Source organism: Hydrogenophaga sp. FG152, assembly GCF_057809615.1.
Genome location: NZ_JBMDKH010000010.1, coordinates 1 through 26624, shown reverse-complemented (window position 1 = coordinate 26624; position 26624 = coordinate 1). Strand labels below are relative to the sequence as shown.

26 protein-coding genes are annotated in these 26624 nt (G+C 67.7%); 18 read left to right on the top strand and 8 right to left on the bottom strand.

The window, feature by feature from the left end; translation table 11 throughout:
• Nucleotides 1-18 precede the first annotated feature (18 nt).
• Entirely contained in the window at nucleotides 19-801 is a 783-nt protein-coding gene (gene eutC / locus ACODTB_RS13440; protein WP_291113640.1) for an ethanolamine ammonia-lyase subunit EutC, read from the bottom strand.
• Nucleotides 798-2213, bottom strand: coding sequence for an ethanolamine ammonia-lyase subunit EutB (locus ACODTB_RS13435; protein ID WP_291113643.1), 1416 nt, complete (start codon nucleotides 2211-2213; stop codon nucleotides 798-800). The genes eutC and ACODTB_RS13435 overlap by 4 nt, the downstream gene beginning before the upstream one ends.
• Nucleotides 2214-2292: 79 nt before the next feature.
• On the opposite strand from ACODTB_RS13435, the gene mnmA reads away from it, so the two are divergent.
• Nucleotides 2293-3444, top strand: a complete 1152-nt coding sequence (gene mnmA / locus ACODTB_RS13430) for a tRNA 2-thiouridine(34) synthase MnmA (RefSeq protein ID WP_291113646.1) — start codon at nucleotides 2293-2295, stop codon at nucleotides 3442-3444.
• Here the strand turns inward: mnmA and ACODTB_RS13425 are convergent.
• The gene (locus ACODTB_RS13425; RefSeq protein ID WP_291113649.1) at nucleotides 3441-4808 is read right to left on the bottom strand and encodes a DUF3422 family protein; all 1368 of its coding nucleotides are present in this window, start codon (nucleotides 4806-4808) and stop codon (nucleotides 3441-3443) included. The genes mnmA and ACODTB_RS13425 overlap by 4 nt on opposite strands.
• Nucleotides 4809-4885: 77 nt before the next feature.
• On the bottom strand, nucleotides 4886-5383 hold the full coding sequence (locus ACODTB_RS13420; RefSeq protein WP_291113652.1) for an NUDIX hydrolase: 498 nt from the start codon (nucleotides 5381-5383) through the stop codon (nucleotides 4886-4888).
• Between the two features lie 104 nt (nucleotides 5384-5487).
• Between ACODTB_RS13420 and ACODTB_RS13415 the strand changes: the two genes are divergently transcribed.
• The 7 genes from ACODTB_RS13415 (at nucleotide 5488) to ACODTB_RS13385 (ending at nucleotide 12202) form a co-directional block, all read left to right on the top strand.
• Nucleotides 5488-6618, top strand: a complete 1131-nt coding sequence (locus ACODTB_RS13415; RefSeq protein ID WP_291113655.1) for a Re/Si-specific NAD(P)(+) transhydrogenase subunit alpha — start codon at nucleotides 5488-5490, stop codon at nucleotides 6616-6618.
• Entirely contained in the window at nucleotides 6615-6977 is a 363-nt protein-coding gene (gene panD, locus ACODTB_RS13410; RefSeq protein WP_291113658.1) for an aspartate 1-decarboxylase, read from the top strand. Before ACODTB_RS13415 ends, panD begins: the two co-directional genes overlap by 4 nt.
• A 1-nt stretch (nucleotide 6978) precedes the next feature.
• A complete protein-coding gene (locus tag ACODTB_RS13405; protein ID WP_291113661.1) occupies nucleotides 6979-7737 on the top strand; it encodes a hypothetical protein in 759 nt (252 codons plus the stop codon).
• Between the two features lie 3 nt (nucleotides 7738-7740).
• Nucleotides 7741-8064, top strand: coding sequence for an NAD(P) transhydrogenase subunit alpha part 2 (locus ACODTB_RS13400; protein ID WP_291113664.1), 324 nt, complete (start codon nucleotides 7741-7743; stop codon nucleotides 8062-8064).
• On the top strand, nucleotides 8061-9485 hold the full coding sequence (locus ACODTB_RS13395) for an NAD(P)(+) transhydrogenase (Re/Si-specific) subunit beta (RefSeq protein ID WP_291113667.1): 1425 nt from the start codon (nucleotides 8061-8063) through the stop codon (nucleotides 9483-9485). The genes ACODTB_RS13400 and ACODTB_RS13395 overlap by 4 nt, the downstream gene beginning before the upstream one ends.
• A 200-nt stretch (nucleotides 9486-9685) precedes the next feature.
• On the top strand, nucleotides 9686-11374 hold the full coding sequence (locus ACODTB_RS13390; RefSeq protein WP_488929394.1) for a long-chain-fatty-acid--CoA ligase: 1689 nt from the start codon (nucleotides 9686-9688) through the stop codon (nucleotides 11372-11374).
• A gap of 135 nt (nucleotides 11375-11509) precedes the next feature.
• Nucleotides 11510-12202, top strand: a complete 693-nt coding sequence (locus ACODTB_RS13385; protein ID WP_488929423.1) for a 5'-methylthioadenosine/adenosylhomocysteine nucleosidase — start codon at nucleotides 11510-11512, stop codon at nucleotides 12200-12202.
• 94 nt (nucleotides 12203-12296) lie between these two features.
• Here ACODTB_RS13385 and corA read toward each other — a convergent pair whose 3' ends face one another.
• The 3 genes from corA to ACODTB_RS13370 form a co-directional block, all read right to left on the bottom strand.
• Complete coding sequence (gene corA, locus ACODTB_RS13380) at nucleotides 12297-13283, bottom strand: magnesium/cobalt transporter CorA (RefSeq protein WP_291113675.1); 987 nt, start codon at nucleotides 13281-13283, stop codon at nucleotides 12297-12299.
• Between the two features lie 210 nt (nucleotides 13284-13493).
• The gene (locus ACODTB_RS13375; protein WP_291113677.1) at nucleotides 13494-14759 is read right to left on the bottom strand and encodes a patatin-like phospholipase family protein; all 1266 of its coding nucleotides are present in this window, start codon (nucleotides 14757-14759) and stop codon (nucleotides 13494-13496) included.
• A 31-nt stretch (nucleotides 14760-14790) separates the two neighbouring features.
• Nucleotides 14791-16707: an ATP-binding protein gene (locus tag ACODTB_RS13370; RefSeq protein ID WP_291113679.1), complete on the bottom strand. Its 1917-nt coding sequence runs from the start codon at nucleotides 16705-16707 to the stop codon at nucleotides 14791-14793.
• Nucleotides 16708-16797: 90 nt separating this feature from the next.
• Between ACODTB_RS13370 and hpf the strand changes: the two genes are divergently transcribed.
• The 3 genes from hpf to hprK all read left to right on the top strand — a co-directional run bounded on the left by hpf (nucleotide 16798) and on the right by hprK (nucleotide 18782).
• Nucleotides 16798-17127: a ribosome hibernation-promoting factor, HPF/YfiA family gene (gene hpf / locus ACODTB_RS13365; protein ID WP_291113681.1), complete on the top strand. Its 330-nt coding sequence runs from the start codon at nucleotides 16798-16800 to the stop codon at nucleotides 17125-17127.
• A 141-nt stretch (nucleotides 17128-17268) separates the two neighbouring features.
• Nucleotides 17269-17739 carry a PTS sugar transporter subunit IIA gene (locus ACODTB_RS13360; RefSeq protein ID WP_291113683.1) on the top strand — a complete coding sequence of 157 codons (471 nt, stop codon included), beginning with the start codon at nucleotides 17269-17271 and terminating at the stop codon, nucleotides 17737-17739.
• A 92-nt stretch (nucleotides 17740-17831) separates the two neighbouring features.
• Nucleotides 17832-18782, top strand: a complete 951-nt coding sequence (hprK, locus tag ACODTB_RS13355) for an HPr(Ser) kinase/phosphatase (RefSeq protein ID WP_291113686.1) — start codon at nucleotides 17832-17834, stop codon at nucleotides 18780-18782.
• A gap of 80 nt (nucleotides 18783-18862) precedes the next feature.
• On the opposite strand, the gene fur is transcribed toward hprK, so the two are convergent.
• Complete coding sequence (gene fur, locus ACODTB_RS13350; RefSeq protein ID WP_291113688.1) at nucleotides 18863-19306, bottom strand: ferric iron uptake transcriptional regulator; 444 nt, start codon at nucleotides 19304-19306, stop codon at nucleotides 18863-18865.
• Between the two features lie 187 nt (nucleotides 19307-19493).
• Between fur and ACODTB_RS13345 the strand changes: the two genes are divergently transcribed.
• The 7 genes from ACODTB_RS13345 (at nucleotide 19494) to holA (ending at nucleotide 26513) form a co-directional block, all read left to right on the top strand.
• Nucleotides 19494-20060 (top strand): outer membrane protein assembly factor BamE, encoded by a 567-nt coding sequence (locus ACODTB_RS13345; RefSeq protein ID WP_488929393.1) that lies wholly within the window; start codon nucleotides 19494-19496, stop codon nucleotides 20058-20060.
• Nucleotides 20061-20068: 8 nt separating this feature from the next.
• Nucleotides 20069-20878, top strand: a complete 810-nt coding sequence (dapB, locus tag ACODTB_RS13340; RefSeq protein ID WP_488929392.1) for a 4-hydroxy-tetrahydrodipicolinate reductase — start codon at nucleotides 20069-20071, stop codon at nucleotides 20876-20878.
• A 22-nt stretch (nucleotides 20879-20900) separates the two neighbouring features.
• On the top strand, nucleotides 20901-21578 hold the full coding sequence (locus tag ACODTB_RS13335) for a MotA/TolQ/ExbB proton channel family protein (RefSeq protein WP_291113694.1): 678 nt from the start codon (nucleotides 20901-20903) through the stop codon (nucleotides 21576-21578).
• A 79-nt stretch (nucleotides 21579-21657) separates the two neighbouring features.
• A complete protein-coding gene (locus ACODTB_RS13330; RefSeq protein ID WP_291113697.1) occupies nucleotides 21658-22092 on the top strand; it encodes an ExbD/TolR family protein in 435 nt (144 codons plus the stop codon).
• Nucleotides 22093-22206: 114 nt separating this feature from the next.
• Complete coding sequence (leuS, locus tag ACODTB_RS13325; RefSeq protein WP_291113700.1) at nucleotides 22207-24888, top strand: leucine--tRNA ligase; 2682 nt, start codon at nucleotides 22207-22209, stop codon at nucleotides 24886-24888.
• A gap of 10 nt (nucleotides 24889-24898) precedes the next feature.
• Nucleotides 24899-25438: an LPS-assembly lipoprotein LptE gene (locus ACODTB_RS13320; RefSeq protein ID WP_291113703.1), complete on the top strand. Its 540-nt coding sequence runs from the start codon at nucleotides 24899-24901 to the stop codon at nucleotides 25436-25438.
• A 22-nt stretch (nucleotides 25439-25460) separates the two neighbouring features.
• Complete coding sequence (gene holA / locus ACODTB_RS13315) at nucleotides 25461-26513, top strand: DNA polymerase III subunit delta (RefSeq protein ID WP_291113706.1); 1053 nt, start codon at nucleotides 25461-25463, stop codon at nucleotides 26511-26513.
• The last annotated feature ends 111 nt before the right edge of the window (nucleotides 26514-26624 follow it).

The following is a 26624-nucleotide window of genomic DNA, read 5'->3' as shown; positions in this document are numbered from 1 at the left end:
CAGTGTGCCACGCGGCCTTCAGCCGGAAGGCAAGGCCGCTGTGTCGTCGTCGGTCTCGTCCTTCAACCCGATGCCGGTCAGCCGGCGCTCTCGGGCCTGTGTGAGCAGCGCATGCAGCTTCGCAGCGGCGCGCGCGGGAGGCAGGCCGGCATCGCGCACGTTGGAAATGCAGTTGCGCTCGGCGTCGCGGCGGCCCGGCCGGGGCGCCCAGGTGAAGTAGATGCCCAGGCTGTCGGGCGAGCTCAGGCCGGGTCGTTCACCGATCAGCACGACCACGGTGCGCGCCCCCAGCGCTTCGCCGATCTCGTCGCCGATGGCCACGCGGCCCTGTTCGACCAGGGCCACGGGCGCCACCGTCCAGCGGGGGGCGGGGTTGGCGCGCAGCCGGGGCAGGAGCGCGGCCATCAGGGGCGCGGCGTGGCGCATCACGGCCAGCGCCGAGAGGCCGTCGGCGATCACGAAGGCCAGGTCGGGCCTTTCGGGGGCGGCGCCCCCGCCTTGCAAGCGCTCGCGCGAGGCGGCGTCCAGGCGCCGCCCGAGGTCGGGGCGCTGCAGGTAGGCGGCGCGGTCCGGCGCGGCGCTGTGCAGGTGCAGGCTGGTGAGGCCGAGTGCCTGCAGCGCACCGGCCAGGTCGCTGGGGTCGAAGGCCAGGTGCACCGCATCGCGCGCCTGGGCATGCGCCAGCTGGAAGGCGAGGTGCGCGGCGGTGGGCTGGCTGTGCCCCGCGCGGCCGAGCGCGATGCGCGCGTCGGTGAAGCCTTGCAAACGCGCCCAGGTGGCGGGGATCACCGGCGCGCTCATGCGCTGCTGCCCAGCCGGGCGATGGCCGGCGCGAACGCGGCCGGCAGGGTGGGGCTCAGGCGCAGCACGTCGCCGGCTTCGGTGACGCCCATGCGCTGCAGCCAGGCCTCGAACTCGGGCGCCGGCCGCAGGCCCAGCAGCTGCCGCATCGCCAGCGCGTCGTGGAACGAGGTGCTCTGGTAGTTGAGCATGATGTCGTCGGCGCCCGGCACGCCCATGATGAAGTGCACGCCCGCCGTGCAGAGCAGGGTGAGCAGCGCGTCCATGTCGTCGGCATCGGCCTCGGCGTGGTTGGTGAAGCACACGTCGCAGCCCATGGGAAGGCCCAGCAGCTTGCCGCAGAAATGGTCCTCCAGCCCGGCGCGCAGGATCTGCTTGCCGTTGTAGAGGTACTCCGGGCCGATGAAGCCGACCACGGTGTTGACCAGCAAGGGCTGGAAATGCCGTGCCACGGCGTAAGCCCGTGCCTCCAGGGTCTGCTGGTCGCAGCCGTGGTGCGCGCCGGCCGAGAGGGCGCTGCCCTGGCCGGTCTCGAAGTACATCACGTGTTCACCGCGCCGGCCGTCGTCGAACAGCGCGCCGCGTTGCAGCGAGAGCGCCGCGGCGCGCGCTTCGGCCAGCAGCGCGAGGTGAATGCCGAAGCCGCGGTTGGCAGCCTCGGTGCCGGCGATGGACTGGAACACCAGATCCACCGGCGCGCCGCGTTCGATCGCCTGCAGCGTGTTCGTCACGTGGGTGAGCACGCAGCTCTGCGTGGGCATGGCGTAGCGGGTGATGAGCTCGTCGAGCATGGACAACAGGCGCATCACCTGGGGCAGGTTGTCGCTCGCGGGGTTGATGCCGATCACCGCGTCGCCGCTGCCGTGCAGCAGGCCGTCGAGCAGGCTGGCCGCGATGCCGGCGAGGTCGTCGGTCGGGTGGTTGGGTTGCAGGCGCGTGGCGAGCCGCCCCGGCAGGCCGATGGTGCCGCGAAAGCGCGTCACCACCCTGCATTTCCGCGCGATCAGGGCCAGGTCCTGAACCCGGCAGAGCTTGCTCACCGCGGCCACCATCTCGGGCGTGAGGCCGGGGGCCAGCGCGGCGAGCGCCTCGGGGCTGGCCGCATCGCCGAGCAACCAGTTGCGGAAGTCGCCCACCGTGAGGTGCGCCACCGGCGCGAAGGCGGCCGCGTCGTGCGTGTCCACGATCAGCCGCGTGACCTCGTCGTCCTCATAGGGCACCACCGCCTCGTGCAGGAAGTGCGAGAGCGGGAGTTCGGCCAGCGCCATCTGCGCGGCCACGCGCTCCTGGCTGCTGGCGGCGGCCACGCCGGCCAGCTGGTCGCCCGAGCGCAGGGGTGTGGCGCGCGCCAGCAGCGTGCGCAGGTCGTCGAACCGGTGGTTCTGTGTGCCGACGCTGTGGTGAAAACCCATGCGCCCCACTGTACGGCCAAGCGCGGCTCCAGTCACCCCGGAACCTGTGGGAGGATGGCCGCGCTGGGATAATCGCCCCATGGCAAGCAAACAGCGCGTGGTGGTCGGATTGAGCGGGGGCGTGGACTCCGCGGTGAGCGCGTACCTGCTCAAACAGCAGGGGCACGAGGTCATCGGCATCTTCATGAAGAACTGGGAAGACGACGACGACAGCGAATACTGCTCGACGCGGCAGGACTTCCTGGACGCCGCCAGCGTGGCCGACGTCCTGGGCATCGACATCGAACATGTGAACTTCGCCGCCGAGTACAAGGACCGCGTGTTCGCCGAGTTCCTGCGCGAGTACCAGGCCGGGCGCACCCCCAACCCCGACATCCTGTGCAACGCCGAGATCAAGTTCAAGGCCTTCCTGGACCACGCCATGCGCCTGGGTGCCGAGAAGATCGCCACCGGCCACTACGCCCGGGTGCGTGAGCGGGCCGGGGCGTTCGAGCTGCTCAAGGGCAAGGACCCGCTGAAGGACCAGAGCTACTTCCTGCACCGCCTGAACCAGGCGCAGCTGGCCAGGACGCTGTTCCCCGTGGGCGAGCTGCCCAAGACCGAGGTGCGCCGCATCGCCGCCGAGATCGCCCTGCCCAACGCGAAGAAGAAGGACAGCACCGGCATCTGCTTCATCGGCGAACGGCCGTTCCGCGATTTCCTCAACCGCTACATCGCCAAGGAACCCGGCCCGATCAAGGATGCCAAGGGCCGCGTGCTTGGCCAGCACGTGGGCCTGAGCTTCTACACCCTGGGCCAGCGCCAGGGCCTGGGCATCGGTGGTGTGCGCGAGAAGGGTGCGCAGAAGGGCGGCAACGACCACGCGCCCTGGTTCGTGGCGCGCAAGGACGTCGAGAAGAACACGCTGTGGGTGGTGCAGGGTCACGACCACCCCTGGCTGCTCACGCCGCGCCTGCGCGCGCAGGACGCGAGCTGGGTGGCCGGCCATGCGCCCGAGACCGCCACCCTGGCCGCCAAGACGCGCTACCGCCAGGCCGATGCGCCCTGCCGTTTCGAGGCCGAGGGCGATCAGGGCTTTGCGCTGGACTTCACCGACCCGCAATGGGCCGTGACCCCGGGCCAGAGCGCGGTGCTGTACGACGGCGAGGTCTGCCTGGGTGGTGGCGTGATCACCACCGACGCCGCGTCTTTCCAGGCATCGCCGGTGAATGCCCGGCCCGTGACGGCTTAGGCCTTGTGCGACGCCCCGAGCCGGGCGTGAATCCGCCGCGTGGTGCGCCACACGGCCCACAGCACCAGGGGAATCAGGGCGCCCGCCGCCATTTCCGGCTGGATCGGCAGCCCCGCCGCCTTGGCGCCCTTGGCGAGGTAGAGCAGCAGGCTGATCACGTAGTACGAGATCGCCGCGATCGACAGGCCTTCCACCGTGGTCTGCAGGTGCAGCTGCATTTCCTGGCCGCGCGTGAGTTTCTCCAGCAGCTGCTGGTTCTGCGCCTCGGTCACGATGTCCACCCGGGTGCGCAGCAAGGCGCTGGTGCGCGAGACGCGCTCGGAGAGGGACGTGAGCCGCTGCGCGCTCGCGGCCACCGTGGCCATGGCCGGTGACAGGCGCCGCTGCATGAATTCGCCGATGGTCTGCGTGCCCGGAATGGGCCGCTCGCGCAGCTCGGCGATGCGCTGCGTGACCAGGGCGTCGTAGGCGCGCGTCGCGGCAAAGCGGTAGGTGTTCTCGGCGGTGGCGCGCTCCACGCGCGCGGCCAGGGACACGAGCTGGTCCAGCAGGTCCTGTTCCGAGGCCGACTTGTTTTCCAGCTGCGCGGTGATGCTGGCGAGCTGCGCTTCGGCCTGCGTCAGCGTGGGCCCCAGGGCTTTGGCCACGGGCAGGCCGCGCAGCGCCATCAGCCGGTAGGTCTCCAGCTCCAGCAGACGCTGCGAGATGCGCCCAGCCCGGGTTTCGCTGACGTGGGGCGGCGCGATCACCAGCACGCGTTCGAAGCCCGAGGGCTGCAGGTGGAAGTCGGTCACCGCCCACGAATGGCCGCCGCCCAGCTGGGAGGCCACCACGGTGCGGTGGCCGAACCAGCGCTGGGCCGGCCCCATGAGGCTGGCCTGGGCCGACGGCGTCTGCTCCGGCAGCTCGGCGTGCAGCATCACGAGCTGGATCGCCGCGATGGTCCGGCCGGGAATGTCGCGCAGCCAGCCCGGTGGCGTCACCAGGGCCTCCAGCAGGTCGGGGTCGCTGGCGCCCAGCCCGGCTTCGGCGGGCAGGGCCTGCACAAGGGAGTAGCGCGTGAATTCGGTGTGGCGCTCCCACTTCAGCGTGTGCTCTCCGAAGCGCAGCCGCAGGAAGTTGCCTTGCATCTGCTCGGGCGAGAGCCCCTGCTGGCCCGGCAGCCGGCGCAGGTGCTCACGTTCCTGCTCGCGGCTCACGCCCTCGTTGAGCACGGCGACGAACACCACCAGCGCGGGCAGCCGGATGCGCGCGGAAGGCCGCGCGTGCACTTCGTTGTGCAACTCGGCGCGCAACGCGTCGTCGGCGGGCAGCAGACCCTGGGGCAGGGCGGTCGGAGCGGACGTTTCGGGGGAGTCGTTCATGGGCGTGGCATCGGCGATGGACGTCCACTGTATGCGAAGCGACGTGGCCGCCGCTGCCCCCTGAGGGGTGACAGGCCCTAGCGAACCGAGGGGGCGACCGATGGGTCGGTGAACACCAGCGACAAGGGATAGCGCTGCCCCGACAGGTGGTCTTCCATGCAGCGCAGCACCAGCGGGCTGCGCAGGCGCGCGGCGTTGGCGCGGATTTCCTCGGGTGTCATCCACAGGGTGCGCACGATGCCGGCGTCCAGCGCGCGGCCGGGAAGTGCCTCGCCCAGTTCCCCGCTGTAGGCGAAGCGCAGGTAGGTGATGTCCTCGTCCGGCTGGCCCGCGCGGCCCGGGCGCTGGAAGCGCGAGAGGTACACGCCCACCAGGGCCGTGGGCGTGAACGCGTGGGTGGTCTCTTCCAGCGTTTCGCGCACCACGCCTTCGAGCGGGCCTTCGCCCGGATCGAGGTGGCCGGCCGGGTTGTTCAGGCGCAGGCCGTCGGCCGTGTGCTCCTCGACCAGCAGGAAGCGCCCGTCGCGTTCGATGACGGCGGCCACGGTGACGCTGGGTTTCCATCGGGTGTTCATGGCGCGCATTATGGGCTTTGCGGCGCGCCGGCATGGGCCGAATCGGGCGCTTTCGGGTAAGCTCGCGCGACTTTCACATTCAACTTGTGGGTGAGGAGATATTCATGCTGATAGGCGTACCCGCTGAGACCACAGTGGGCGAGACCCGAGTGGCCGTGACCCCGGAGACGGCAAAGAAGTACGTGGCGCAAGGCCACACCGTGCGCGTGCAGTCGGGCGCGGGCGTGGCCGCCAGCGTCACCGACGCGGCCTACACCGCCGTGGGCGCGGAGATCACCGATGCGGCCGGCGCCCTGGGCGCCGACCTGGTGCTCAAGGTGCGCCCGCCGTTCGACAACGAGCTCGCTCTGATGAAACCCGGCGCCGCCGTGGTCGGCATGCTCAACCCCTTCGATCCCCTGGGCCTGCAGCGCCTGGCCACGGCCGGCCTGACCGCCTTCGCGCTCGAAGCCGCGCCGCGCACCACGCGCGCGCAGAGCATGGACGTGCTCTCCTCGCAGGCCAACATCGCCGGCTACAAGGCCGTGATGGTCGCCGCGCACCACTACCAGCGCTTCTTCCCCATGCTCATGACGGCGGCGGGCACGGTCAAGGCCGCGCGCGTGGTGATCCTGGGCGTGGGCGTGGCCGGCCTGCAGGCCATTGCCACGGCCAAGCGCCTGGGTGCGGTGATCGAGGCCTCCGACGTGCGCCCGAGCGTGAAGGAACAGGTCGAGTCGCTGGGCGGCAAGTTCATCGACGTGCCCTATGAGACCGCCGAAGAGAAGGAAGCGGCCGAAGGCGTGGGCGGCTACGCCCGCCCGATGCCGCCATCCTGGCTGGAGCGCCAGAAGGCCGAGGTGGCCAAGCGCGTGGCGCAGGCCGACGTGGTCATCTCCACCGCGCTCATCCCCGGCCGCGCCGCGCCCGTGCTCATCACCGAAGACATGGTCAAGTCCATGAAGCCCGGCAGCGTGATCGTGGACATCGCCGCCGGCAAGGGCGCCGACGGCGTGGGCGGCAACTGCCCGCTGACCGAGGCCGACAAGACCGTCGTCAAACACGGCGTGACGCTGGTCGGCGAGACCAACCTGGCGGCCATGGTCGGTGCCGATGCCTCGGCCCTCTATGCGCGCAACGTGCTCGATTTCCTCAAGCTCATCGTCAACAAGGACGGTGCGCTGCACGTGGACATGGAAGACGACATCGTGGCGGCCTGCCTGATGGCGCAAGGTGGCGAGGTCAAGCGCAAATGAGCCGTGTGATGCTGCGCGCGAAACTGCACCGCGCGACCGTGACCGAAGCCGATCTGCACTACGAAGGCTCCTGCGGGATCGACGAGGACCTGATGGATGCCGCCGACATGCGGGAGTACGAGAAGATCGAGCTCTACAACGTCAACAACGGCGAGCGCTTCTCCACCTACATCATCAAGGCCGCGCGCGGGTCGGGCGCGATCTCGCTCAACGGCGCGGCCGCGCGCAAGGCGCACGTGGGCGACCTGCTGATCATCTGCACCTACTCCCCGGTGGACGACGCGGCCGTGCCGCAGTGGAAGCCGCGTGTCGTGTTGCTCGGCGAGGGCAACCGCATCAACGAGATCAAGAAAACCTGACATGAGCCGCTTTTCTTCAAGGCTGGGCCGTGGACTGCGTGGGATCGCCGCCGCCGCGTGGCTGGCGTTGAGCCTGCAGCCCGCCTTGGCCGTCGAGTTTTCCGTAGGCCGCGTGGAGGTGGTTTTCCCGACGGACGATTGGCGCGAGGTGGTCTTGCCTGACGCGGGCAAGACCTATGGCGGCGACCACCCTGGTGTCATCAAGAGCGAGACCAAGCTGTTCGTGCGGCCCTCCTCCGATGAGCAGGCTGTCGCCATGGTCCTGATCCGGGCCAATGCTTCGGGCATGGGCACCAGCGGCACGATGGTCTACAGCACGAGCTGCCAGAGCAGTGAGTACTTCTATGCCGAAGGCAATGAAGGGTTCAAGTCGCGTGCCGCGCATTGTCTGAAGGTGCTTCCTGAGTATGCCTCCGAGGAGGTGATGAGCAAGCTGGCTCCTGCTGCGGTGCAAGACTGGCTTCGTGCATCGCGCTTCCAGCTGCCCAAATCGATGGCCACCATCATGAGCAATCACTCGGTGGCCACGGGAACATTTCTGGACGTGCGCGTTTTCGTCACGCAGCAGACCGGTGCGCCCGAGGACGACACGCCCGACGTGCAGTTGCCAAGTGGTGTCATGCCGCAGCATGTGCGCTGGGGGAGGCAGCTGAAAGAGGCTGTGCGCAGCAGCGTCTACTCCCTCAGCGGCAAGCTTCGAATGCCGTCAATGGACATCAAGCCCCACAAGTTGGCCCTCAATCTCAACCCAGGAAACTGAGCCATGGAAGCCGTATCCCCCACCATCCTGAACCTCATCATCTTCGTGCTGGCCATCTATGTCGGCTACCACGTGGTGTGGAACGTCACACCCGCGCTGCACACGCCGCTGATGGCCGTGACCAACGCCATCTCGGCCATCGTGATCGTGGGCGCCATGCTGGCCGCCGCGCTGACCGAGACCAACCTGGGCAAGACCATGGGCGTGCTGGCCGTGGCGCTGGCCGCGGTCAACGTCTTCGGTGGCTTCCTGGTCACGCGGCGCATGCTGGAGATGTTCAAGAAAAAAGAGCGCAAGGCGCCTGCCGCTGAGGGAGCGCACAAATGAGCATGAACCTCGTCACGCTGCTGTACCTCGTTGCCAGCGTCTGCTTCATCCAGGCCCTGAAAGGCCTGAGCCATCCCACCACCTCCATCCGGGGCAACATCTTCGGCATGACCGGCATGGCCATCGCCGTGCTGACCACCGCCGCGCTCATCGTCGAGCTCTCCGGCGGCAAGGCGCAGGGCATGGTCTGGGTGCTGGGCGGTCTGGTGGTCGGCGGCGCCATCGGCGCCCTCATGGCCAACCGGGTCGAGATGACCAAGATGCCCGAGCTGGTCGCCTTCATGCACAGCATGATCGGCCTGGCCGCGGTGTGCATCGCCGTGGCCGTGGTGGCCGAGCCCTGGGCCTTCGCCATCGTCGCCAAGGGCGAGGCGATCCCGGGCGGCAACCGCATCGAACTCGCGCTGGGGGCCTTCATCGGGGCCGTCACCTTCTCGGGCTCGGTCATCGCCTTCGGCAAGCTCTCGGGCAAGTACAAGTTCCGCCTGTTCCAGGGCGCACCGGTCACCTTCGCCGGCCAGCACAAGCTCAACCTGCTGCTGGGTCTGGCCACCGCCTTCTTCATCTTCGGCTTCTGGCACTCGCAGAGCTGGATGGACATCGTGCTGGTGATCGCGCTGGGCTTCATCCTGGGCGTGCTCATCATCATCCCCATCGGCGGCGCCGACATGCCGGTGGTGGTGTCCATGCTCAACAGCTACTCGGGCTGGGCGGCGGCCGGCATCGGCTTCAGCCTGAACAACTCCATGCTGATCATCGCCGGCTCGCTGGTGGGTTCCTCCGGTGCCATCCTCTCGTACATCATGTGCAAGGCGATGAACCGCTCGTTCTTCAACGTGATCCTGGGCGGCTTCGGTGGCGACGCCACGGCGGCCGCGGCCGGCGGCGGTGTGCAGCGCACGGCCAAGAGCGGCAGCGCCGACGACGCGGCCTTCATCCTGGGCAACGCCGAGACCGTTGTCATCGTGCCCGGCTACGGTCTGGCCGTGGCGCGCGCTCAGCACGCGGTGAAGGAACTGGCCCACAAGCTCACCGAAAAGGGCATCACCGTAAAGTACGCCATCCACCCGGTGGCCGGGCGCATGCCAGGGCACATGAACGTGCTGCTGGCCGAGGCCGAGGTGCCGTACGACCAGGTGTTCGAGATGGAGGACATCAACGGCGAGTTCGGCCAGGCCGACGTGGCCATCATCCTGGGTGCCAACGACGTGGTGAACCCGGCCGCCCTGCAGAAGGGCAGTGCGATCTACGGCATGCCGATCCTGGAGGCCTACAAGGCCAAGACGGTGATCGTGAACAAGCGCTCCATGGCCGCCGGCTACGCGGGTCTGGACAACGAGCTGTTCTACATGGACAAGACCATGATGGTCTTCGGCGACGCCAAGAAGGTCGTCGAGGACATGACCAAGGCCGTCGAGTAAATCGAAAGCGTCCATTTTCGACCGATACCCGAAGGGCCCGTGGTGACACCGGCCCTTCGGTTTTTGTAGCATGCTTGCAGCCAGTCGCGGGTTTTAGAGTGGGCTGTCAGAACCGCGTAAGGGAAAAACACGAGGCCCCGTGCCTTGCTTCCCACTGACAATGCCCGGTTGTTGTATCCACAAGAACGAGGAGATTCCGAATGAGCGAACCGACGGCCAACCGTCCCTGGCTGGGGGCTTATCCCGCCGGCGTGCCTGCCGACATCGACGTGGCGCAATATCCCTCGCTGGTGCACCTGATGGAGGAAAGCTTCCAGAAGCACGCCGGTCGCACCGCCTACAGCTTCATGGGCAAGGACGTCAGCTTCGCGCAGACCGACAGCCTCTCGCAGGCCTTCGCGGCCTACCTGCAGGGCCTGGGGCTGGTCAAGGGCGACCGCGTGGCCATCATGATGCCCAACGTGCCCCAGTACCCGGTGGCGGTGGCCGGCATCCTGCGCGCGGGCTTCGTGGTGGTCAACGTCAACCCGCTGTACACGCCGCGTGAACTGGAGCACCAGCTGAAGGACTCGGGCGCCAAGGCGATCGTGATCATCGAGAACTTCGCGCACACGCTGCAGCAGTGCATCGCCAACACGCCGACCCGGCACGTGGTGCTCACGGCCATGGGCGACCAGCTGGGGCTGCTCAAAGGCGCGCTGGTGAACTACGTGGTGCGCAACGTCAAGAAGATGGTGCCGGCCTACAGCCTGCCGCAGGCGGTGCGCTTCAACGACGCCATTGCCAAGGGCACGCGCGGCACGCTCAAGCGGCCCGAGATCAAGCCCGACGACATGGCCGTGCTGCAGTACACCGGCGGCACCACCGGCGTGAGCAAGGGCGCGGTGCTGCAGCACCGCAACGTGATCGCCAACGTGCTGCAGTCGGAGGCCTGGAACGACCCGGTGATGAAGAAGGTGCCGGCCGGCGAGCAGCCCACCAGCGTGTGCGCCCTGCCGCTGTACCACATCTTCGCGTTCACGGTGAACATGATGCTGGCCATGCGCACGGGCGGCAAGACCATCCTGATCCCCAACCCGCGCGACCTGCCGGCCGTGCTCAAGGAGCTGAGCAAGCACACCTTCCACAGCTTTCCGGCGGTCAACACGCTGTTCAACGGACTGGCCAACCACCCCGACTTCAACACCGTCAACTGGAGCAACCTCAAGGTTTCGGTGGGTGGTGGCATGGCGGTGCAAAGCGCGGTGGCCAAGCTCTGGCTGGAGAAGACCGGCTGCCCGATCTGCGAAGGCTATGGCCTGAGCGAGACCAGCCCCTCGGCCAGCTGCAACCCGACCACCAGCACCGAGTACAGCGGCACCATCGGCGTGCCCCTGCCCCACACCTACATGAAGTGCCTGGACGACGACGGCAACGAGGTGCCGATGGGCCAGCCGGGCGAGATCGCCATCAAGGGCCCGCAGGTCATGGCGGGCTACTGGCAGCGCCCCGACGAGACCGCCAAGGTCATGACGGCCGACGGCTTCTTCAAGAGTGGCGACGTGGGCGTGATGGACGCGCGCGGCTACTTCAAGATCGTGGACCGCAAGAAGGACATGGTGCTGGTCAGCGGCTTCAACGTGTACCCCAACGAGGTGGAGGACGTGGTGGCCCTGTTGCCCGGCGTGATGGAGTGCGCCGTGGTCGGCGTGCCGGACGAGAAGTCGGGCGAGGCGGTCAAGCTCGTGATCGTCAAGAAGGACGAGAGCCTCACCGAGGCGCAGGTGCGCGAGTACTGCAAGACCAACCTCACCGGCTACAAGCAGCCCAAGGTAGTGGAGTTCCGCACCGAGCTGCCCAAGACACCCGTGGGCAAGATCCTGCGGCGCGAGTTGCGCGACAAGAAATGAGGCGGGCGCGCTGCGCCACAATGCAAGGCGGCTTCGGCCGCCTTTTCTTTTTGCCTTCCCAGGAGTGAGCTTCCCGTGACCATCACCGCCATCGTGAGTGCCCTGCACGAAGAGCTGGCCGCCGTGCTCGACCTCATGCCCGACGAACAGCAGCAGACCGTGGGCGGGCGCGCCTTCTGGCGCGGGCACCTGCACGGGCACGACGTGGTGGCGGTGCTCTCGGGCATCGGCAAGGTCGCCGCCGCCACCACCGCCGCCGCGCTCATCGAGCGCTTTGGCGTGCAGCGCATCGTGTTCACCGGCGTGGCCGGCGGGCTGGCGCCGGGCGTGAACGTGGGCGATGTGGTGGTGGCCCGGCACTTCCTGCAGCACGACATGGACGCCTCGCCGCTCTTTCCGCGCCACGAGGTGCCGGGTTATGGCCGATCCCGCTTCGACGCCGATGCCGGCCTGAGCGCACGGCTGGCGCTGGCGAGTGAGCAGGTGCTGCGCGAACTTCCCGCGCGCCTCGGTGCCGGGGTGATGCAGGCCTTCAAGCTGGAGGCCCCGCGTTGTCACCAGGGCCTGCTGATCAGTGGGGATCGCTTTGTCTCTTCCACCGCCGAGAGCCTGACGCTGCGCGAAGCACTGCCCGAGGCCCTCGCGGTGGAGATGGAGGGTGCCGCCTTCGCCCAGGTCTGTCACGACTACGGCGTGCCGCTGGCCGTGGTGCGCACCATCTCGGACCGCGCCGACGACGCGGCCCACGTGGACTTTCCGCGCTTCCTGCGCGAGGTGGCGAGCCGCTACAGCGCAGCGGTCATCGAAACCCTGCTGCGAGAGACGTAACGCTCACCAGAATGCCGCGGAACTGGCCCTGCCAGGCCGCAGGCATTGCCCCCTTGAGGGGGTGACGCGCCGAAGGCGCGGCGCAGGGGTGGGCTTATCTCAACCAGCCGCGCTTGCGGAAGTAGAGCATCGGCAAGACCGCCGACAGCACCATCAGCGCCAGCGCCAGCGGGTAGCCGTAGTGCCACTTCAGCTCAGGCATGAAATCGAAGTTCATGCCGTAGCTGCTGGCCACCAGCGTCGGGGGCAGCAGCGAGACACTGGCCACCGAGAAGATCTTGATGATCTTGTTCTGGTTGATGTTGATGAAGCCGACCGTCGCGTCCATCAGGAAGTTGATCTTGTCGAACAGGAAGGCCGTGTGGCTGTCGAGCGAGTCCAGGTCGCGCAGGATCTGCCGCGCGTCCTCGAACTGCTCGACGCTGAGCATGCGGCTGCGCATCATGAAGCTCACCGCGCGGCGCGTGTCCATCACGTTGCGTCGGATGCGGCCCGACATGTCCTCGTGCCGCGCGATGGCCGAGAGCGCCTCGCTCAGCAGGTTGTCCGAGGCGTTGCTGTCGAGCACTTTCTTGCTCACGGTCTCGATCTCGTCGTAGATGTCCTCGAGCGTGTCGGCGCAGTACTCGGCGTCGGCGTCGAACAGCATCAGCAGCACGTCCTTGGCGTCCTCGATCAGGCCCGGCATGCGGCGCGCGCGCATGCGCAGCAGGCGGAACACCGGCACGTCCTCGTCGTGGATGGAGAACAGCACGCCCCGGCTTTTGAGCGTGTCGTTGTGCTCGTTCAGGATGAAGGCCACGCGCACTGCGCGTGGATCCTCGTCGTCGTCGATCAGGAAGTCCGAGCGCACATGCAGCTCGCCGTTGTCTTCCTCGAAGAAACGCGCCGATTCCTCGATGTCCTCGTCCATCGCGTCTTCGGGAATCGACAGGCCGAAGTGCTGCTTGACCCAGCGGCGTTCTTCGAGGGTGGGATCTTCCAGGTCGACCCAGATGGGTTTGAAGCGGGCCAGCTCTTCGAGCGACTCGATTTCTTCCTGGAACAGGCGGCCATTGGCCAAGGTGAATACGTTGAGCATGACGGCGCTCCCGGCGGTTTCGTGCTGTCTGGCTAAGGGTCGAGGCCGGCTCCGCGGGCCTCGGGGCGGTTCGGGGGCTGCTTTCAGCCGTCCGGCCGCCTGACCCAAAACCGCTCGGGGGCGGCGCTCAGACGGTCGCGGGGGTGGCTGAAAGCACGCAACTGGGGGGCGTGCTTTCCATGCGGGTCTCCATGTGTGAAACAGGCCGAATTATGGCACCGCGGTGCCGGCCCCGAGGTCTTCGGATGCGCCAAAAAAGCGCATCAGTTCGTCCTTTCGCCGCCAGGTGTCGTGTTCGCCCAACTCGATCAGGGCGTTGACGAAGCCCGGCTCGAAGAGCAGGTAGCTCGCCAGCGCGGCCGCGCTGCCGGCCGCGCCGCGCCGCGTATCCAGTGCGCCCAGGCCCGCCAGCGTGTTGCGGGTGGGCGCGGGCAATTCGCGGATGTGCTTGCTCGCGAGCTCGTCCAGCGAGAAGCTGGGCTGGATCGCCAGCACCTCCACCGGCCGGTAGGGCAACGCGGCCGCCAGGCTCGGCGGCAGCCGCGCCAGGGTCTGGCTCACGCGCTGGGTCTGCTCCACGTCGGCCTGCAGGGTGTCGTGGAACACACTGGCCATGGCGTGGCCGGCGATGGTGCCTGCCGTGGGCTCGCTGCCGTTGCGCGCGGCCAGGCCGGCGCGCTGGGGTTGGCCGACGCCGATCACCAGAATGCGGCGCGCGCCGAACTGGATCGCCGGTGAGAGTGGTGAGAGCTGCCGCATCGAACCGTCGCCGAAATGCGCCTTGTGCCCGTCCACCCAGAGCGGCACGGCCGGAAACAGAAAGGGGATGGCGCTCGAGGCCATCAGGTGCTCAATGGTGATGGGCTGGAACTCCGAGCGCCGCCCCGGCCGGTGCCAGGGCTGCACCGGGTGGTCGGGCCGGGTCTGGCAGAAGGTCCAGTGCTCACCGGTCGTGTAGCTCGATGCCGTGACGCCCAGCACATGGATCAGCCGTTGCTCCAGCGCGCGTTCCAGGCCCTGCAGGTCGATCGCGCGGTGCAGGGTGTCCACCAGGGGCAGCGTGTCGAGCAGAGCGCGGTGCCGGCGCACCTGGCGCGCCAAGGTGAGCCCAGCCACCACACGGTTCGCCCGCACCCAGCCGGGCGCTTCGAGCCGGTAGACGCGCTCCGAGCGCAGGCCGCTCCAGAACGTGGCCAGTTGCGACAGCGCAGGCAGGCCCAGGGTGGCGATGCTGCCCAGGTAACTCGCGTTGAGCGCGCCGGCCGAAGTACCGAACAGCCACTGGAAGGGGAAGGCCGGCACCGCCGGGCCCGCGGTCGCTCGCGTGGCCAGCAGGGCGCCTACGGCCTTGAGGACGCCCACCTGGTACGCCGTGCGCGCGCCACCCCCCATGAGCACCAGCGCGCAGGTGCCGTCACCGTACTCGGGTGCGGCAGGCAGCAGCGTGTTGTGGGTGATGAGGGTGTCGAGAGACAAAGGGGTGTCGAACGGTGTGAATCGCCACATCCTAATCAATCGCCGCGGCCGATGGGGCGGCCTGGGTCATCCAGCGCTGCAGCGCGCGGGGATCGACGGGTTTGTTCAGCAGGGTGATGTCCTGCCGCATGCCCCCGCCTGTCAACTGCAGGCTCGCGTCGCCGGTGATCACCAGGGCTGGCACCTCGCGCTCGAGAATGCCCCGAAGCCGGGAGATGGCCTGAAGGCCATCGAAGGTCTCGCTCAGGTGGTAGTCGACCACGATCAGCGAAATCGATGCACTGTTGTTCCATGCCAGGACGAGGGCGTCGCGCATCGTCTGCGCGCCCAGCACCCGATGGCCCAGGCCGCTCAGCAAGTGCGTGAGCGCGCGAACCACCTGCTCGTCGTTGTCCAGCACCAGCACCACCTGGGTGGGCGCGGCGGACGCGGATGTCCTGGCGGGGGCTGGCGGCTCGATCACGGGGTCGCAGCGTGGCAGGAACACCGAGAACACCGAGCCCCGGCCCAGGCGCGAGCGCACGTTGAGGCGCGCGTCCAGCAACTCCGCCGAGCGATGGACGATCGACAGGCCCAGGCCGAAGCCACGCGACTGCGCCGATGCCCGGTGCGCATTGCTGGCCTGGTAGAACTCGTCGAACACCCGGGGCATATCGCCTTCCGGAATGCCGATGCCGCTGTCCCAGACCTGAATCTCCACCTCGTCGCCCCGGCATCGGGCGCCCACCAGCACCCCGCCGCGCTCGCTGTAGCGCACCGCGTTGGCCACCAGGTTGAGGAGAACCGTGTGCAGGACCGCGGGATCGGCCTGCACCCAGAGAGAAGTTTCCCGCAGTCGAAGCCGAAGGCCCTTTGCCTTCGCCTGGCCGCGCAAGACCTCGCCGACCTGCAGCAGGATGGGGTTGATCGCACAGGGGGCTCTTCGAACCGTGACGGCGCCAGAGTCCAGCCGGGAAATTTCCATCAGCACCTGCAGCAGCTGGCCCATGCTCTCCAGCACCGAATGCATGCGATCGGCGATGTCGGTCAGCGCCTGAGGGGACGGCCGAGCGTGCCGCACCAGGCGCTGGAGCGCGGGGACAAACAGACCCATGGCGTGGATGGGTTGCCGCAGATCGTGGCTGGCCGCGGCGAGAAACCGCGTCTTTCGGCGTTCGGACGCTTCGGCCTGCTCCTTGGCCCAGGTGAGGCGTTCCACCAGCGCCTCGTTCTCCATCCGCAACTGGATCGACTGGCGAAGCGACAAGGGGATGCTGCGAGCAAACGAGGAAGTGAACCCCAGAAACAGCAGCGACAGCACGCCCAAGGTGGTCAGTTCCGGCACATTTTCGATCAGGCAACGGAACGAAAACGGCAGCGAGCAAGGAATCGCGAAGGCCATGTGCGCGGGCCAGTACACGCCAATCGACTGGGCGGCGCTGGCGAGAATGCCGCATAGCATGATTGCAATGACGGCCTGTGTGTAGAGGTTCTCTGGCGTGAAGAACAGCAGGGCGATCGATCCCCACATCAGGCCGGCGCCCCCCGAGGCTATCGTCAGAACGAGCGCCCATCGGTGGGCATTGCCATCGGTGACAGGATGGCGGTGGCGCTTCGCATACAGCACCAGTCGCAAACCCGAGTACAAGGTCATGCCCGCGAGCCAGCCCAGCACCCGGTTTGTCGGCAGGTTCTGAAGATACAACAGCCAAGCGCCCCCGCTGGCCAACAAAACCGTGCCTATCACCATGGTCGGCAGGTGACTCAGCAGAATGCTCACCTGTTCGCGCAGGAGGCGCCGTTTCAGGTCCAGCTTGTCGACGGTGTTGGGCATGAAAAAAAGCGTCCTGAGTTCGCCTCCGGTCTCGAGCCAACTCCCGTTGCGCTCAAGTTTACGAGTTGGCGCATTTTTTTTCATCGGTTTCTCGCGCTTTGTTGCCCCCTGCGGCTTGCGCCGTCGGGCATTCATGGGCATAGTGGTCTCAAGACATCCCCGTGGCCGTCGGGAGGTCTTGCCCCAGGCGGCTTGTGTCAACCCGGAGCAAATGGAGGCTCATCTATGAACCTGACGATCAGCGGTCACCACCTCGAGGTCACACCCGCCTTGCGCGGTTACGTCACCACCAAACTGGAGCGCATCTCCCGACACTTCGATCAAGTGGTCGACATCAAGGTGCTGTTGACGGTGGACAACCTCAAGGAGAAGGACCTGCGACAAAAGGCCGAGTGCAATGTCCACGTCAAAGGGCGCGACCTGTTTGCGGAAAGCGTCCATGCCGATCTCTATGCGGCGGTGGACGAACTGGCCGACAAACTGGACCGCCAGGTGCTGCGCTACAAGGACAAGACGCAAGACCATCACCACGGTACGGTCAAACGTTTGATGTGACCCGCTCACGGCTCCCGGCGCAGGGAGCGTGAGAAATGTTGCATTGCAGCAAGCCGCTTGATATGTCAAGCGGCTTTTTTGTGCCCGCAGTCTAGCCAAGGGACACCAACTCGGCATAATTTGCGGTCCGAAAGGGCCCACATGAACCGACTTTCCGCCATATTGCCCGCCGTGCAAGTGCTTGTTGGCGTCGACGCCACCAGCAAGAAACGCGCATTCGAAGAGGCAGGCCTGCTGTTTGAAACCGAGCACGGGCTCAATCGCGCCCTGATCACCGACAGCCTCTTCGCGCGCGAGCGTCTCGGCTCCACCGGGCTCGGCCATGGCGTGGCCATCCCCCACGGTCGCATCAAGGGTCTCAAGCAGCCGCTGGCCGCGGTGTTCCAGCTCGGCAGCCCGATCGGCTTCGACGCGCCCGACGAGCAGCCGGTGCAGTTCATGATCTTCCTGCTGGTGCCCGAAGTGGCCACACAGAAGCACCTCGAAATCCTGTCCGAGATCGCCGAGATGCTCAGCGACAGCGCCCTGCGCGAGCAGATGAAGACCTCCACCGACGCTGCCGAGCTGCACAAGCTGATCACGTCCTGGCAGTCGGCCCACGCCGCCGCCTGAATTTTGAGCCCCCACGCTTCACCGTTTCACGGGTCGCTGCCCCCCGAGGGGGCTGACCAGCCTTGGGGCGGCCCTGCGGCTGGCCGCTTGCCTTGAAACCCACCGTCGTCAGCGCCGATGTCCTGTTCGAGGACCATCGCGACGCCCTGAAATGGCAGTGGATTGCCGGTCTCGGGGCTTCCGAGCGCCGTTTCGACGAAGTCGCCATCCGCGCCGCGCGTTCCGGCGCCGATCTGGTCGGGTACCTCAACTACATCCACCCCTACCGTGTGCAGGTGTTCGGCGAGCGCGAAGTCGCCTACCTCACCAGCCCCAGTGAGGACGACAACCGACGCCGCGTGGCGCGCATCGTCACGCTGGAGCCGCCGGTGCTGGTGGTGGCCGACGGGCAGACCGCGCCCGACGCCCTCACCGCGATGTGCGAGCGGGCCCAGATCCCGATGTTCTCCACGCAGGAGTCGGCGGCTTTTGTCATCGACGTGCTGCGTGCCTATCTCTCGCGCCATTTCGCCGACCGTTCCTCCATGCACGGTGTGTTCATGGACATCCTGGGCATGGGCGTGCTGATCACCGGCGAATCCGGGCTGGGCAAGAGCGAACTGGGCCTGGAACTGATCTCGCGCGGCCACGGCCTGGTGGCCGATGACGCGGTGGACCTCTACCGCATCAACCAGACCAGCATCGAGGGCCGTTGCCCCGAGCTGTTGCAGAACCTGCTCGAGGTGCGCGGCATCGGCCTGCTCGACATCAAGGCCATCTTTGGCGAGACCGCCGTTCGCCGCAAGATGCGGCTCTCGCTGATCGTGCACCTGGTGCGCCGAGAAACCATGGAGCGGGACTACGAGCGCATGCCCCACGAGCCGCTGTACCAGGACGTGCTGGGCGTGCCGGTGCGCAAGGCAGTGATCCAGGTGGTGGCCGGCCGCAACATCGCCGTGCTGGTGGAAGCGGCCGTGCGCAACACCATCCTGCAGCTGCGCGGCATCGACACCTACCAGGAATTCGTCTCACGCCACCGCGCGGCCATGTCGCGCAGTGAGTAGAAGAAACACCCCCGCGCCGCCTGCGGCCTGGCAAAGCCAGTTCCGCGGCGCTTCTAGAAAAGAAAACCCGGGCGCGTTCGTCAGGTGACGCGGTGCACATTGCCCCGGTGCGGGCAATCGGTCTTGCTGCAATTGGCGTAGAGCGACAGCGCGTGCTCCTGCAGCACGAAGCCACGGGCCTTGGCCACCATCTGCTGGCGCTTCTCGATCTCGGCGTCGAAGAATTCCTCGACCCGTCCACAGTCCAGGCACACCAGGTGGTCGTGGTGCTGGCCTTCGTTGAGTTCGAACACCGATTTGCCCGACTCGAAGTTGCTGCGCGTGAGCAGGCCCGCCTGCTCGAACTGCATCAGCACGCGGTAGACCGTGGCCAGGCCGATGTCCGAGCGCTCTTCGAGCAGCACGCGAAACACGTCTTCGGCCGTCATGTGCCGTTGTTTGGCGTTCTGGAACACCTCCAGAATCTTCAGCCGGGGCAGGGTGGCCTTGAGCCCCGTGCTCTTGAGTTCTTCGATGTTGGTCATGGCAGGCAGGTGCAAGGGGTTGAAACAGGCGCAAATCAGCGCCACCGGGCATCGCCGACCCCTGGGGTGGGTGCCCTCCGGCGCAGGACCCCGGGGCTACAATGATCGGATCATATCGCCAGCGTCCGCCGGCTGCCGCATTTTTCCCCGTGCGGCACACGGCGTTGCGCCTCCAGGGTCAGCCCACATGCATTTCCTCTCACCCCGCCGCGCCCGTTCCACGAAGCCGTCTCCGCGTCTGGCGCACGCCCTGTGCGCGCTGATGGCCGTGGCCTCGCTCTCGGCCTGCAGCTACGTCCCGACCATCATCACCCCCTACAAGATCGACATCGTGCAGGGCAACGTGGTCACGCGTGAGCAGGCGCAGGCGCTCAAGCCCGGCTTGTCGCGGGCCGAGGTGCGCGACATCCTGGGCTCGCCCCTTCTGTCCAGCGTGTTCCATGCCGACCGCTGGGACTACGTGTTCACCTTCCGCCGCCAGGGCCAGGAGCCCCAGCAGCGCAAGCTGACGGTGTTCTTCAAGGGCGAGACGCTCGAACGTTTTGAGGGCGACGAGCTGCCCAGCGAGGTGGAATTCGTGGCTTCGCTCGACGCGAGGCGCAAGTTCGGCAAGGTGCCGCAGCTGCAGGCCACCGAGGCCCAGCTGAAAGCCTTCCAGGACAAGAACACCCCCCTGGCGCCCGAGCCGACGCCGCCGGCGCCATCGCCCGACACCGTCTACCCGCCGCTGGAGAGCTCGGGAGCGGCACGTTGAGCGCCGCCGTGAACACCGCCCTGCGCGTGTGTGTGGCCGGCGCCAGCGGCCGCATGGGTCAGATGCTGGTCGAAGCCGTGCGCGACAGCGGCGACTGCACCCTGACCGGCGCGCTCGACATCGCCGGCAGCCCGGCCATCGGCCAGGACGCGGCCGGCTTTGCGGGGCAGGCCAGTGGTGTGGCCATCACCGCCGACCTGACCGCCGGCCTCTCGGGCAGCCAGTTCCTGATCGACTTCACCCGCCCCGAGGGCACGATGGCGCATTTGCGCGAATGCGCGAAGCTCGGCGTGGCCGTGGTCATCGGCACCACCGGATTCACCGACGCGCAGAAGGCCGAGATCGCGCAGATCGCGAAGCAGATCCCCATCGTCATGGCGCCCAACATGAGCGTGGGCGTCAACGTCACGCTCAAGCTGCTGGAGATGGCGGCCAAGGCCATGGCCACGGGCTACGACATCGAGATCATCGAGGCGCACCACCGCCACAAGGTGGACGCGCCCAGCGGCACCGCGCTCAAGATGGGCGAGGTGATCGCCGACGCGCTGGGCCGTGACCTCAAAGAATGCGCGGTCTATGCGCGCGAAGGCGTCACCGGCGAGCGCGACCCGTCGACCATTGGTTTCGCGGCCATCCGCGGCGGCGACATCGTGGGCGACCACACCGTGCTGTTCGCCGGCACCGGCGAGCGCATCGAGATCACGCACAAGTCCAGCAGCCGCACCACCTACGCTCAGGGCAGCCTGCGCGCGGTGCGTTTCCTGGCTGGCAAGCCCGCTGGCCTGTACGACATGTTCGACGTGCTAGGCCTGCGCTGAGCACCGCCTCCGCCACAGCCCCATGGACGCCAGCGCCCCGGTGGGCCTTCTGCAGACCCTGAGCCAGGCCGACGCTCTTGGCCGTGCCGTGGCCCTGCTGCTGCTGGCCATGTCGGTCGCGAGCTGGGTGGTCATTCTCTGGAAAGCCTGGCTGCTGCGCCGCGCCGCCGCCGACCTGAACCTGAGCACCGCCGCCTTCTGGCAGGCCAGCGACCTGGACGACGCCCAGGCCCGCCTGGGCCGTTTCGACCCGCAGCAGATCGTGCTGCCCCTGCTGCAGGCCGCTCGCGGCCTGGACAGCGCAGCGCCCCACACCCTGGCCGCCGCCGGCGACCGCTCCCAGCAGCTCACCCGTGTGCTGCGCGATGCCCTGCACCGCGTGCTGCACCGCCTGCAGTTCGGCCAGGTGCTGCTGGCCACCGTGGGCTCCACCGCGCCCTTCGTGGGCCTGCTGGGCACCGTCTGGGGCATCTACCACGCGCTCACCGGCATCGGGCTGGACGGGCCCTTTCGCATCGAGCAGGTGTCCGGCCCGGTGGGCGAGGCGCTGGTGATGACCGCCGCCGGCCTGGCGGTGGCGATTCCCGCCGTGCTCGCCTACAACGTGCTGGGCCGCCAGATTGCCCGCATCGAGGCCGACCTGGAAGGCTTCGCGCGCGACCTGCGCGAGCTCCTGGCGCATCCGGGTAGCCCATCGTGAGACCTGCCGCCGGGCCGCCCCAAGGCAGGTCAGCCCCCTCGGGGGGCAGCGACCCGCGTCAGCGGCGGAGCGTGGGGGCATGAGCTTCGGCCGGCTGGAACGCCCCACGGGCGACCGGCCCATGAGCGACATCAACGTCACGCCCCTGGTGGACGTGATGCTGGTGCTGCTGGTGATCTTCATCATTGCCGCCCCCTTCATGGCCGGCCGGCTGGCCCTGGAACTCCCCAAGGCCGAGGCGCCCGCCACCGCCCCGGCGGCGGCCGAGGCCTTTGTTTCCCTGGCCCTGGACGCCAAGGGTCAGCTGCACTGGAACGACGAACCGCTGGCCGAGGACGCCTTGCGCCAGCGCCTGCAGGAGACTGCCCGGCGCAACCCTGCCACCGAGCTGCAGCTGCGCGCCGACGCCGCCGCGCCCTATGGCCGCGTGGTGCAGCTGATCGGCCTGGCGCAGAGCGCCGGCCTCTCGCGCATCGGCTTCGTGGCCGACAGCGCGCCCCCCGCCGCGCGCTGAATGCCGGGGCACCGGCGTGCGGATCGGGCCAAGGCCTAAAATCCCGCATCTCCCCGCGCCACCGCGCGCCCTCTCTCCTTTCACCCCGTCCCCGGCTGGTCCGGCCCCTGGTTCATGCAAGACAAATACGCCCACAAGGAAGTCGAGCGCGCCGCGCACGCCCACTGGAACGCCATCGACGCCTACCGCGTGAGCGAGGATGCGGGCAAGTCGAAGTTCTACGCCTGCTCGATGCTGCCCTACCCCAGTGGCAAGCTGCACATGGGGCATGTGCGCAACTACACCATCAACGACATGCTCGCGCGCCACCTGCGCATGAAGGGCCACAACGTCCTCATGCCCATGGGCTGGGACGCCTTTGGCCTGCCGGCCGAGAACGCCGCGCTCAAGAACGGCGTGCCGCCCGCGAAGTGGACCTACGAAAACATCGCGTACATGAAGCAGCAGATGCAGGCCATGGGCCTGGCCATCGACTGGTCGCGCGAAGTCGCCACCTGTGACCCGAGCTACTACAAATGGAACCAGTGGCTGTTCCTGCGCATGCTGCAAAAGGGCATCGCCTACCGCAAGACCCAGGTCGTCAACTGGGACCCGGTAGACCAGACCGTGCTGGCCAACGAGCAGGTGATCGACGGCAAGGGCTGGCGCACCGGCGCGGTCGTCGAGAAGCGCGAGATCCCGGGCTACTACCTCAACATCACCGCCTACGCCGACGAACTGCTCGACCATGTGCAGATCGGCAACCCCAAGGCCACGCTCAACGGCTGGCCCGACAAGGTGCGCCTGATGCAGGAAAACTGGATCGGCAAGAGCGAGGGCGTGCGCTTCGCCTTCCCGCACACCATCCAGGACGCCGGTGGCACGCCGATCGGCGGCGGCCGCATGTACGTCTTCACCACGCGCGCCGACACCATCATGGGCGTGACCTTCTGCGCCGTGGCGCCCGAGCACCCGCTGGCCGCGCACGCCGCCGAGAGCAACAAGGCCCTGGCCGCGTTCATCGAGGAGTGCAAGACCGGCGGCACCACCGAAGCCGAGCTCGCCACGCAGGAAAAGAAGGGCATGGCCACCGGCCTGACCGTCACCCACCCGCTCACCGGCAAGGAGGTGGATGTGTGGGTCGGCAACTACGTGCTCATGAGCTACGGCGACGGCGCCGTGATGGGCGTGCCCGCGCACGACGAGCGCGACTTCGCGTTCGCCAACAAGTACGGCATCGCGATCCAGCAGGTCGTGGCGGTCGAGGGCGAAACCTTCAGCACCGAGACCTGGGCCGACTGGTACGGCGACAAGCAGCGCGGCGTGTGCGTGAACTCCGGCGTGCTCGACGGCCTGGGCTACAAGGCCGCCGTCGACAAGGTCGCCGAGCTGCTGGCCGGCAAGGGCATGGGCGAGAAGAAGACCACCTTCCGCCTGCGCGACTGGGGCGTGAGCCGCCAGCGCTACTGGGGCACCCCCATTCCCATCATCCACTGCGCCGAACACGGTGCCGTGCCCGTGCCCGAGCAGGACCTGCCGGTCGTGCTGCCCCAGGACTGCATTCCCGACGGCTCGGGCAACCCGCTGCACAAGCACGAGGGCTTCCACGCCGGCGTGGTCTGCCCCGTGTGCGGAGCGCCCGCGCGCCGCGAGACCGACACCATGGACACCTTCGTGGACTCGTCCTGGTACTTCATGCGCTACTGCGACCCCACCAACGACGAGCAGATGGTCGCTGGCGGCGCGGACTACTGGATGCCGATGGACCAGTACATCGGCGGCATCGAGCACGCCATCCTGCACCTGCTGTACGCGCGCTTCTGGACCAAGGTCATGCGCGATCTCGGCCTGGTCAAGGTCGATGAGCCCTTCACCCACCTGCTCACGCAGGGCATGGTGCTCAACCACATCTACAGCCGGCGCACCGCCAAGGGCGGCAAGGACTACTTCTGGCCGCACGACGTGGATCACGTGCTCGACGAAGGCGGCAAGATCATCGGCGCCAAGCTCAAGAACCCCGCCACCAGCGGCGACGGCATGCTGCCCGTGGGCACACCAATCGACTACGAGGGCGTGGGCACCATGTCCAAGTCCAAGAACAACGGCGTGGACCCGCAGGACCTGATCGAGAAATACGGCGCCGACACCGCGCGCCTGTACACCATGTTCACCGCGCCGCCTGAAGCCACGCTGGAGTGGAACGACGCGGCGGTGGAGGGCAGCTACCGCTTCCTGCGCCGCGTGTGGGCCTTCGGCGTGAAGCTCTCGGCCATCGGTGGCCTGGGCGCGCTCGCCGCCGGCGTGTCGGGTCAGGCATTGTCCAAGCCTGCCAAGGCGCTGCGGCTGGAAATCCACACCGTGCTCAAGCAGGTGGACTACGACTACCAGCGCATGCAATACAACACCGTGGTCTCGGGCGCGATGAAGATGCTCAACGCGCTGGAAGACTTCAAGCCCGACGGCTCCGCGGGCGACAACGCCGCGCTGGCCGAAGGCTTCGGCATCCTGCTGCGCTCGATCTACCCGGCCACGCCGCACATCGCGCACACGCTCTGGAGCGACCTGGGCTACGCCGGCGAGCTGCTCGATGCGCCCTGGCCCGAGGCCGACCCCGCCGCGCTGCAGCGCGATGAGATCGAACTCATGCTGCAGATCAACGGCAAGCTGCGCGGCAGCGTGACCGTGCCCGCCGCTGCGGACAAGGCCGCCATCGAAGCCGCGGCGCTGGCCAGCGAAGCCTTCATCAAGCAGGCCGCGGGCACCGCGCCGAAAAAGGTGGTGGTCGTGCCCGGTCGCCTGGTCAACGTGGTCATCTGAAAGTCGATTCATGCCAACCCACCGCGCGCTCCCGTCGTCCCCTTCTGCCACGCGCCGCCGCGCACTGTTGCAACTGGCGGCGGGCGCCGTGGTGCTGGCGGGCGGCGTTGCCGGCTGCGGCTTCAAGCTGCGCCAGGCACCCACCTTCGCCTTCAAGACCGTGCGCTTCGCCAGTGCCGCGAGCACACCCGTGGCATACGAGTTGCGCAAGGCGCTGCTCACCAACGGCCTGCAGGTGGTGAGCGGTGCGACACCCGCCGACGTGGTGTTGACCGTGGTTGCCGACCAGCGCGAGCGCATCGCCGTGGGCCAGACGGCCGCCGGCCAGGTGCGAGAACTGCAGTTGCGCACGCGCTTCACCTTCCGCTTGCGCACGGCAACCGACAAGGATCTGATCGAGGACACGGAACTGCTGCTGGAGCGCGAGCTGAGCTTCAACGAAACGGTGGTGCTCTCCAAGGCGTCCGAAGAAGAGCTGCTGTACCGGGACATGGTGAGCGATGCCGTGCAGCAGGTCGTGCGCCGCATGGCGGCGGTGAAATCCCTCTGACGAACAGCGCCCAGCGAGACCCATGCAGATCGCCGCACCGCAACTCAGCGCCCAACTGCAGCGTGGGCTCAAGAGCCTCTACACCCTGCACGGCGACGAGCCCTTGCTGGTGCAGGAGGCGGCCGATGCGATTCGCGCGGTGGCGCGCGAGCAGGGCTACACCGAGCGCACGGTGCACACCGTGGCGGGCGCGCATTTCGATTGGGGCGAGGTGCTGGCCAGTGGCGGCTCGATGAGCCTGTTCGCCGACAAGCAGCTGATCGAGATCCGCATCCCCTCCGGCAAGCCGGGCAAGGACGGCTCGCAAGTGCTGCAGCAGATCGCCGAAACCGCGCAGGGCAACGACAGCACCCTCACGCTCGTGCTCTTGCCGCGCCTGGACATGGCCACGCAAAAAGGCGCCTGGTTCGCCGCACTGGAAAGCTACGGCGCCACCGTGAAGCTGGACCCGGTGGACCGCAAGGCCTTGCCGCAGTGGATCGCGCAGCGCCTGCAACAGCAAGGCCAGCGCGTGGCCTCGGGCGAGGAGGGCCAGCGCACGCTGCAGTTCTTTGCCGACCGGGTGGAGGGCAATCTGCTCGCCGCGCACCAGGAGATCCAGAAGCTCGCGCTGTTGCATCCTGCGGGTGAACTCAGCTTCGAGCAGGTGGAGGGCGCGGTGCTGAACGTGGCGCGCTACGACGCCTTCAAGCTGGCCGAGGCCGTGCTGGGCGGGCAGGTGCAGCGGGTGCAGCGCATGCTGGACGGTCTGCAGGCGGAGGGCGAGGCACCGGTGCTGGTGCATTGGGCTTTGTCGGAAGACATCCGCACGCTGCACCGCGTCCGCACCGCGATGGACGCGGGCCGGCCTTTGCCGATGGCTTTGCGCGAGAACCGGGTGTGGGGGGTGAAGGAGAAGCTCATGGAGCGCGCGATTCCTTTGCTCAGCATCGCCACCCTGTCTCGCTGGCTCGATGATGCGCACACCGTGGACGGCATCGTCAAAGGCCTCAAGGTGCCTACCTGGCCTGCCGATCCCTGGCAGGCTTTGCAGCAGATGGCCATGAAGGTGTCTTTGGCCTGTTCGGTTCGGTAGGCTTCTTCCTTTTTCACTCTGCCGCGGTTGGCGAGGTCGGGTGGTCCGGGCAGGCTGGCGCCGGCCGCTCGCGGGTGTCTGCCCGGGTCTGCCGCTACCCTTTCGTCAACA

What these genes read in the sequence shown, in the direction of transcription:
- hpf (WP_291113681.1), top strand. Translation starts at nt 16,798, where the DNA reads ATGAACCTGACGATCAGCGGTCACCACCTCGAGGTCACACCCGCCTTG.
- ACODTB_RS13425 (WP_291113649.1), bottom strand. Translation starts at nt 4,808, where the DNA reads ATGAACGACTCCCCCGAAACGTCCGCTCCGACCGCCCTGCCCCAGGGT.
- ACODTB_RS13360 (WP_291113683.1), top strand. Translation starts at nt 17,269, where the DNA reads ATGAACCGACTTTCCGCCATATTGCCCGCCGTGCAAGTGCTTGTTGGC.
- panD (WP_291113658.1), top strand. Translation starts at nt 6,615, where the DNA reads ATGAGCCGTGTGATGCTGCGCGCGAAACTGCACCGCGCGACCGTGACC.
- fur (WP_291113688.1), bottom strand. Translation starts at nt 19,306, where the DNA reads ATGACCAACATCGAAGAACTCAAGAGCACGGGGCTCAAGGCCACCCTG.
- ACODTB_RS13420 (WP_291113652.1), bottom strand. Translation starts at nt 5,383, where the DNA reads ATGAACACCCGATGGAAACCCAGCGTCACCGTGGCCGCCGTCATCGAA.
- mnmA (WP_291113646.1), top strand. Translation starts at nt 2,293, where the DNA reads ATGGCAAGCAAACAGCGCGTGGTGGTCGGATTGAGCGGGGGCGTGGAC.
- ACODTB_RS13390 (WP_488929394.1), top strand. Translation starts at nt 9,686, where the DNA reads ATGAGCGAACCGACGGCCAACCGTCCCTGGCTGGGGGCTTATCCCGCC.
- ACODTB_RS13345 (WP_488929393.1), top strand. Translation starts at nt 19,494, where the DNA reads ATGCATTTCCTCTCACCCCGCCGCGCCCGTTCCACGAAGCCGTCTCCG.
- corA (WP_291113675.1), bottom strand. Translation starts at nt 13,283, where the DNA reads ATGCTCAACGTATTCACCTTGGCCAATGGCCGCCTGTTCCAGGAAGAA.
- ACODTB_RS13400 (WP_291113664.1), top strand. Translation starts at nt 7,741, where the DNA reads ATGGAAGCCGTATCCCCCACCATCCTGAACCTCATCATCTTCGTGCTG.
- ACODTB_RS13415 (WP_291113655.1), top strand. Translation starts at nt 5,488, where the DNA reads ATGCTGATAGGCGTACCCGCTGAGACCACAGTGGGCGAGACCCGAGTG.
- ACODTB_RS13320 (WP_291113703.1), top strand. Translation starts at nt 24,899, where the DNA reads ATGCCAACCCACCGCGCGCTCCCGTCGTCCCCTTCTGCCACGCGCCGC.
- ACODTB_RS13385 (WP_488929423.1), top strand. Translation starts at nt 11,510, where the DNA reads ATGCCCGACGAACAGCAGCAGACCGTGGGCGGGCGCGCCTTCTGGCGC.
- holA (WP_291113706.1), top strand. Translation starts at nt 25,461, where the DNA reads ATGCAGATCGCCGCACCGCAACTCAGCGCCCAACTGCAGCGTGGGCTC.
- ACODTB_RS13330 (WP_291113697.1), top strand. Translation starts at nt 21,658, where the DNA reads ATGAGCTTCGGCCGGCTGGAACGCCCCACGGGCGACCGGCCCATGAGC.
- ACODTB_RS13405 (WP_291113661.1), top strand. Translation starts at nt 6,979, where the DNA reads ATGAGCCGCTTTTCTTCAAGGCTGGGCCGTGGACTGCGTGGGATCGCC.
- ACODTB_RS13435 (WP_291113643.1), bottom strand. Translation starts at nt 2,213, where the DNA reads ATGGGTTTTCACCACAGCGTCGGCACACAGAACCACCGGTTCGACGAC.
- ACODTB_RS13370 (WP_291113679.1), bottom strand. Translation starts at nt 16,707, where the DNA reads ATGAATGCCCGACGGCGCAAGCCGCAGGGGGCAACAAAGCGCGAGAAA.
- ACODTB_RS13395 (WP_291113667.1), top strand. Translation starts at nt 8,061, where the DNA reads ATGAGCATGAACCTCGTCACGCTGCTGTACCTCGTTGCCAGCGTCTGC.
- leuS (WP_291113700.1), top strand. Translation starts at nt 22,207, where the DNA reads ATGCAAGACAAATACGCCCACAAGGAAGTCGAGCGCGCCGCGCACGCC.
- eutC (WP_291113640.1), bottom strand. Translation starts at nt 801, where the DNA reads ATGAGCGCGCCGGTGATCCCCGCCACCTGGGCGCGTTTGCAAGGCTTC.
- ACODTB_RS13335 (WP_291113694.1), top strand. Translation starts at nt 20,901, where the DNA reads ATGGACGCCAGCGCCCCGGTGGGCCTTCTGCAGACCCTGAGCCAGGCC.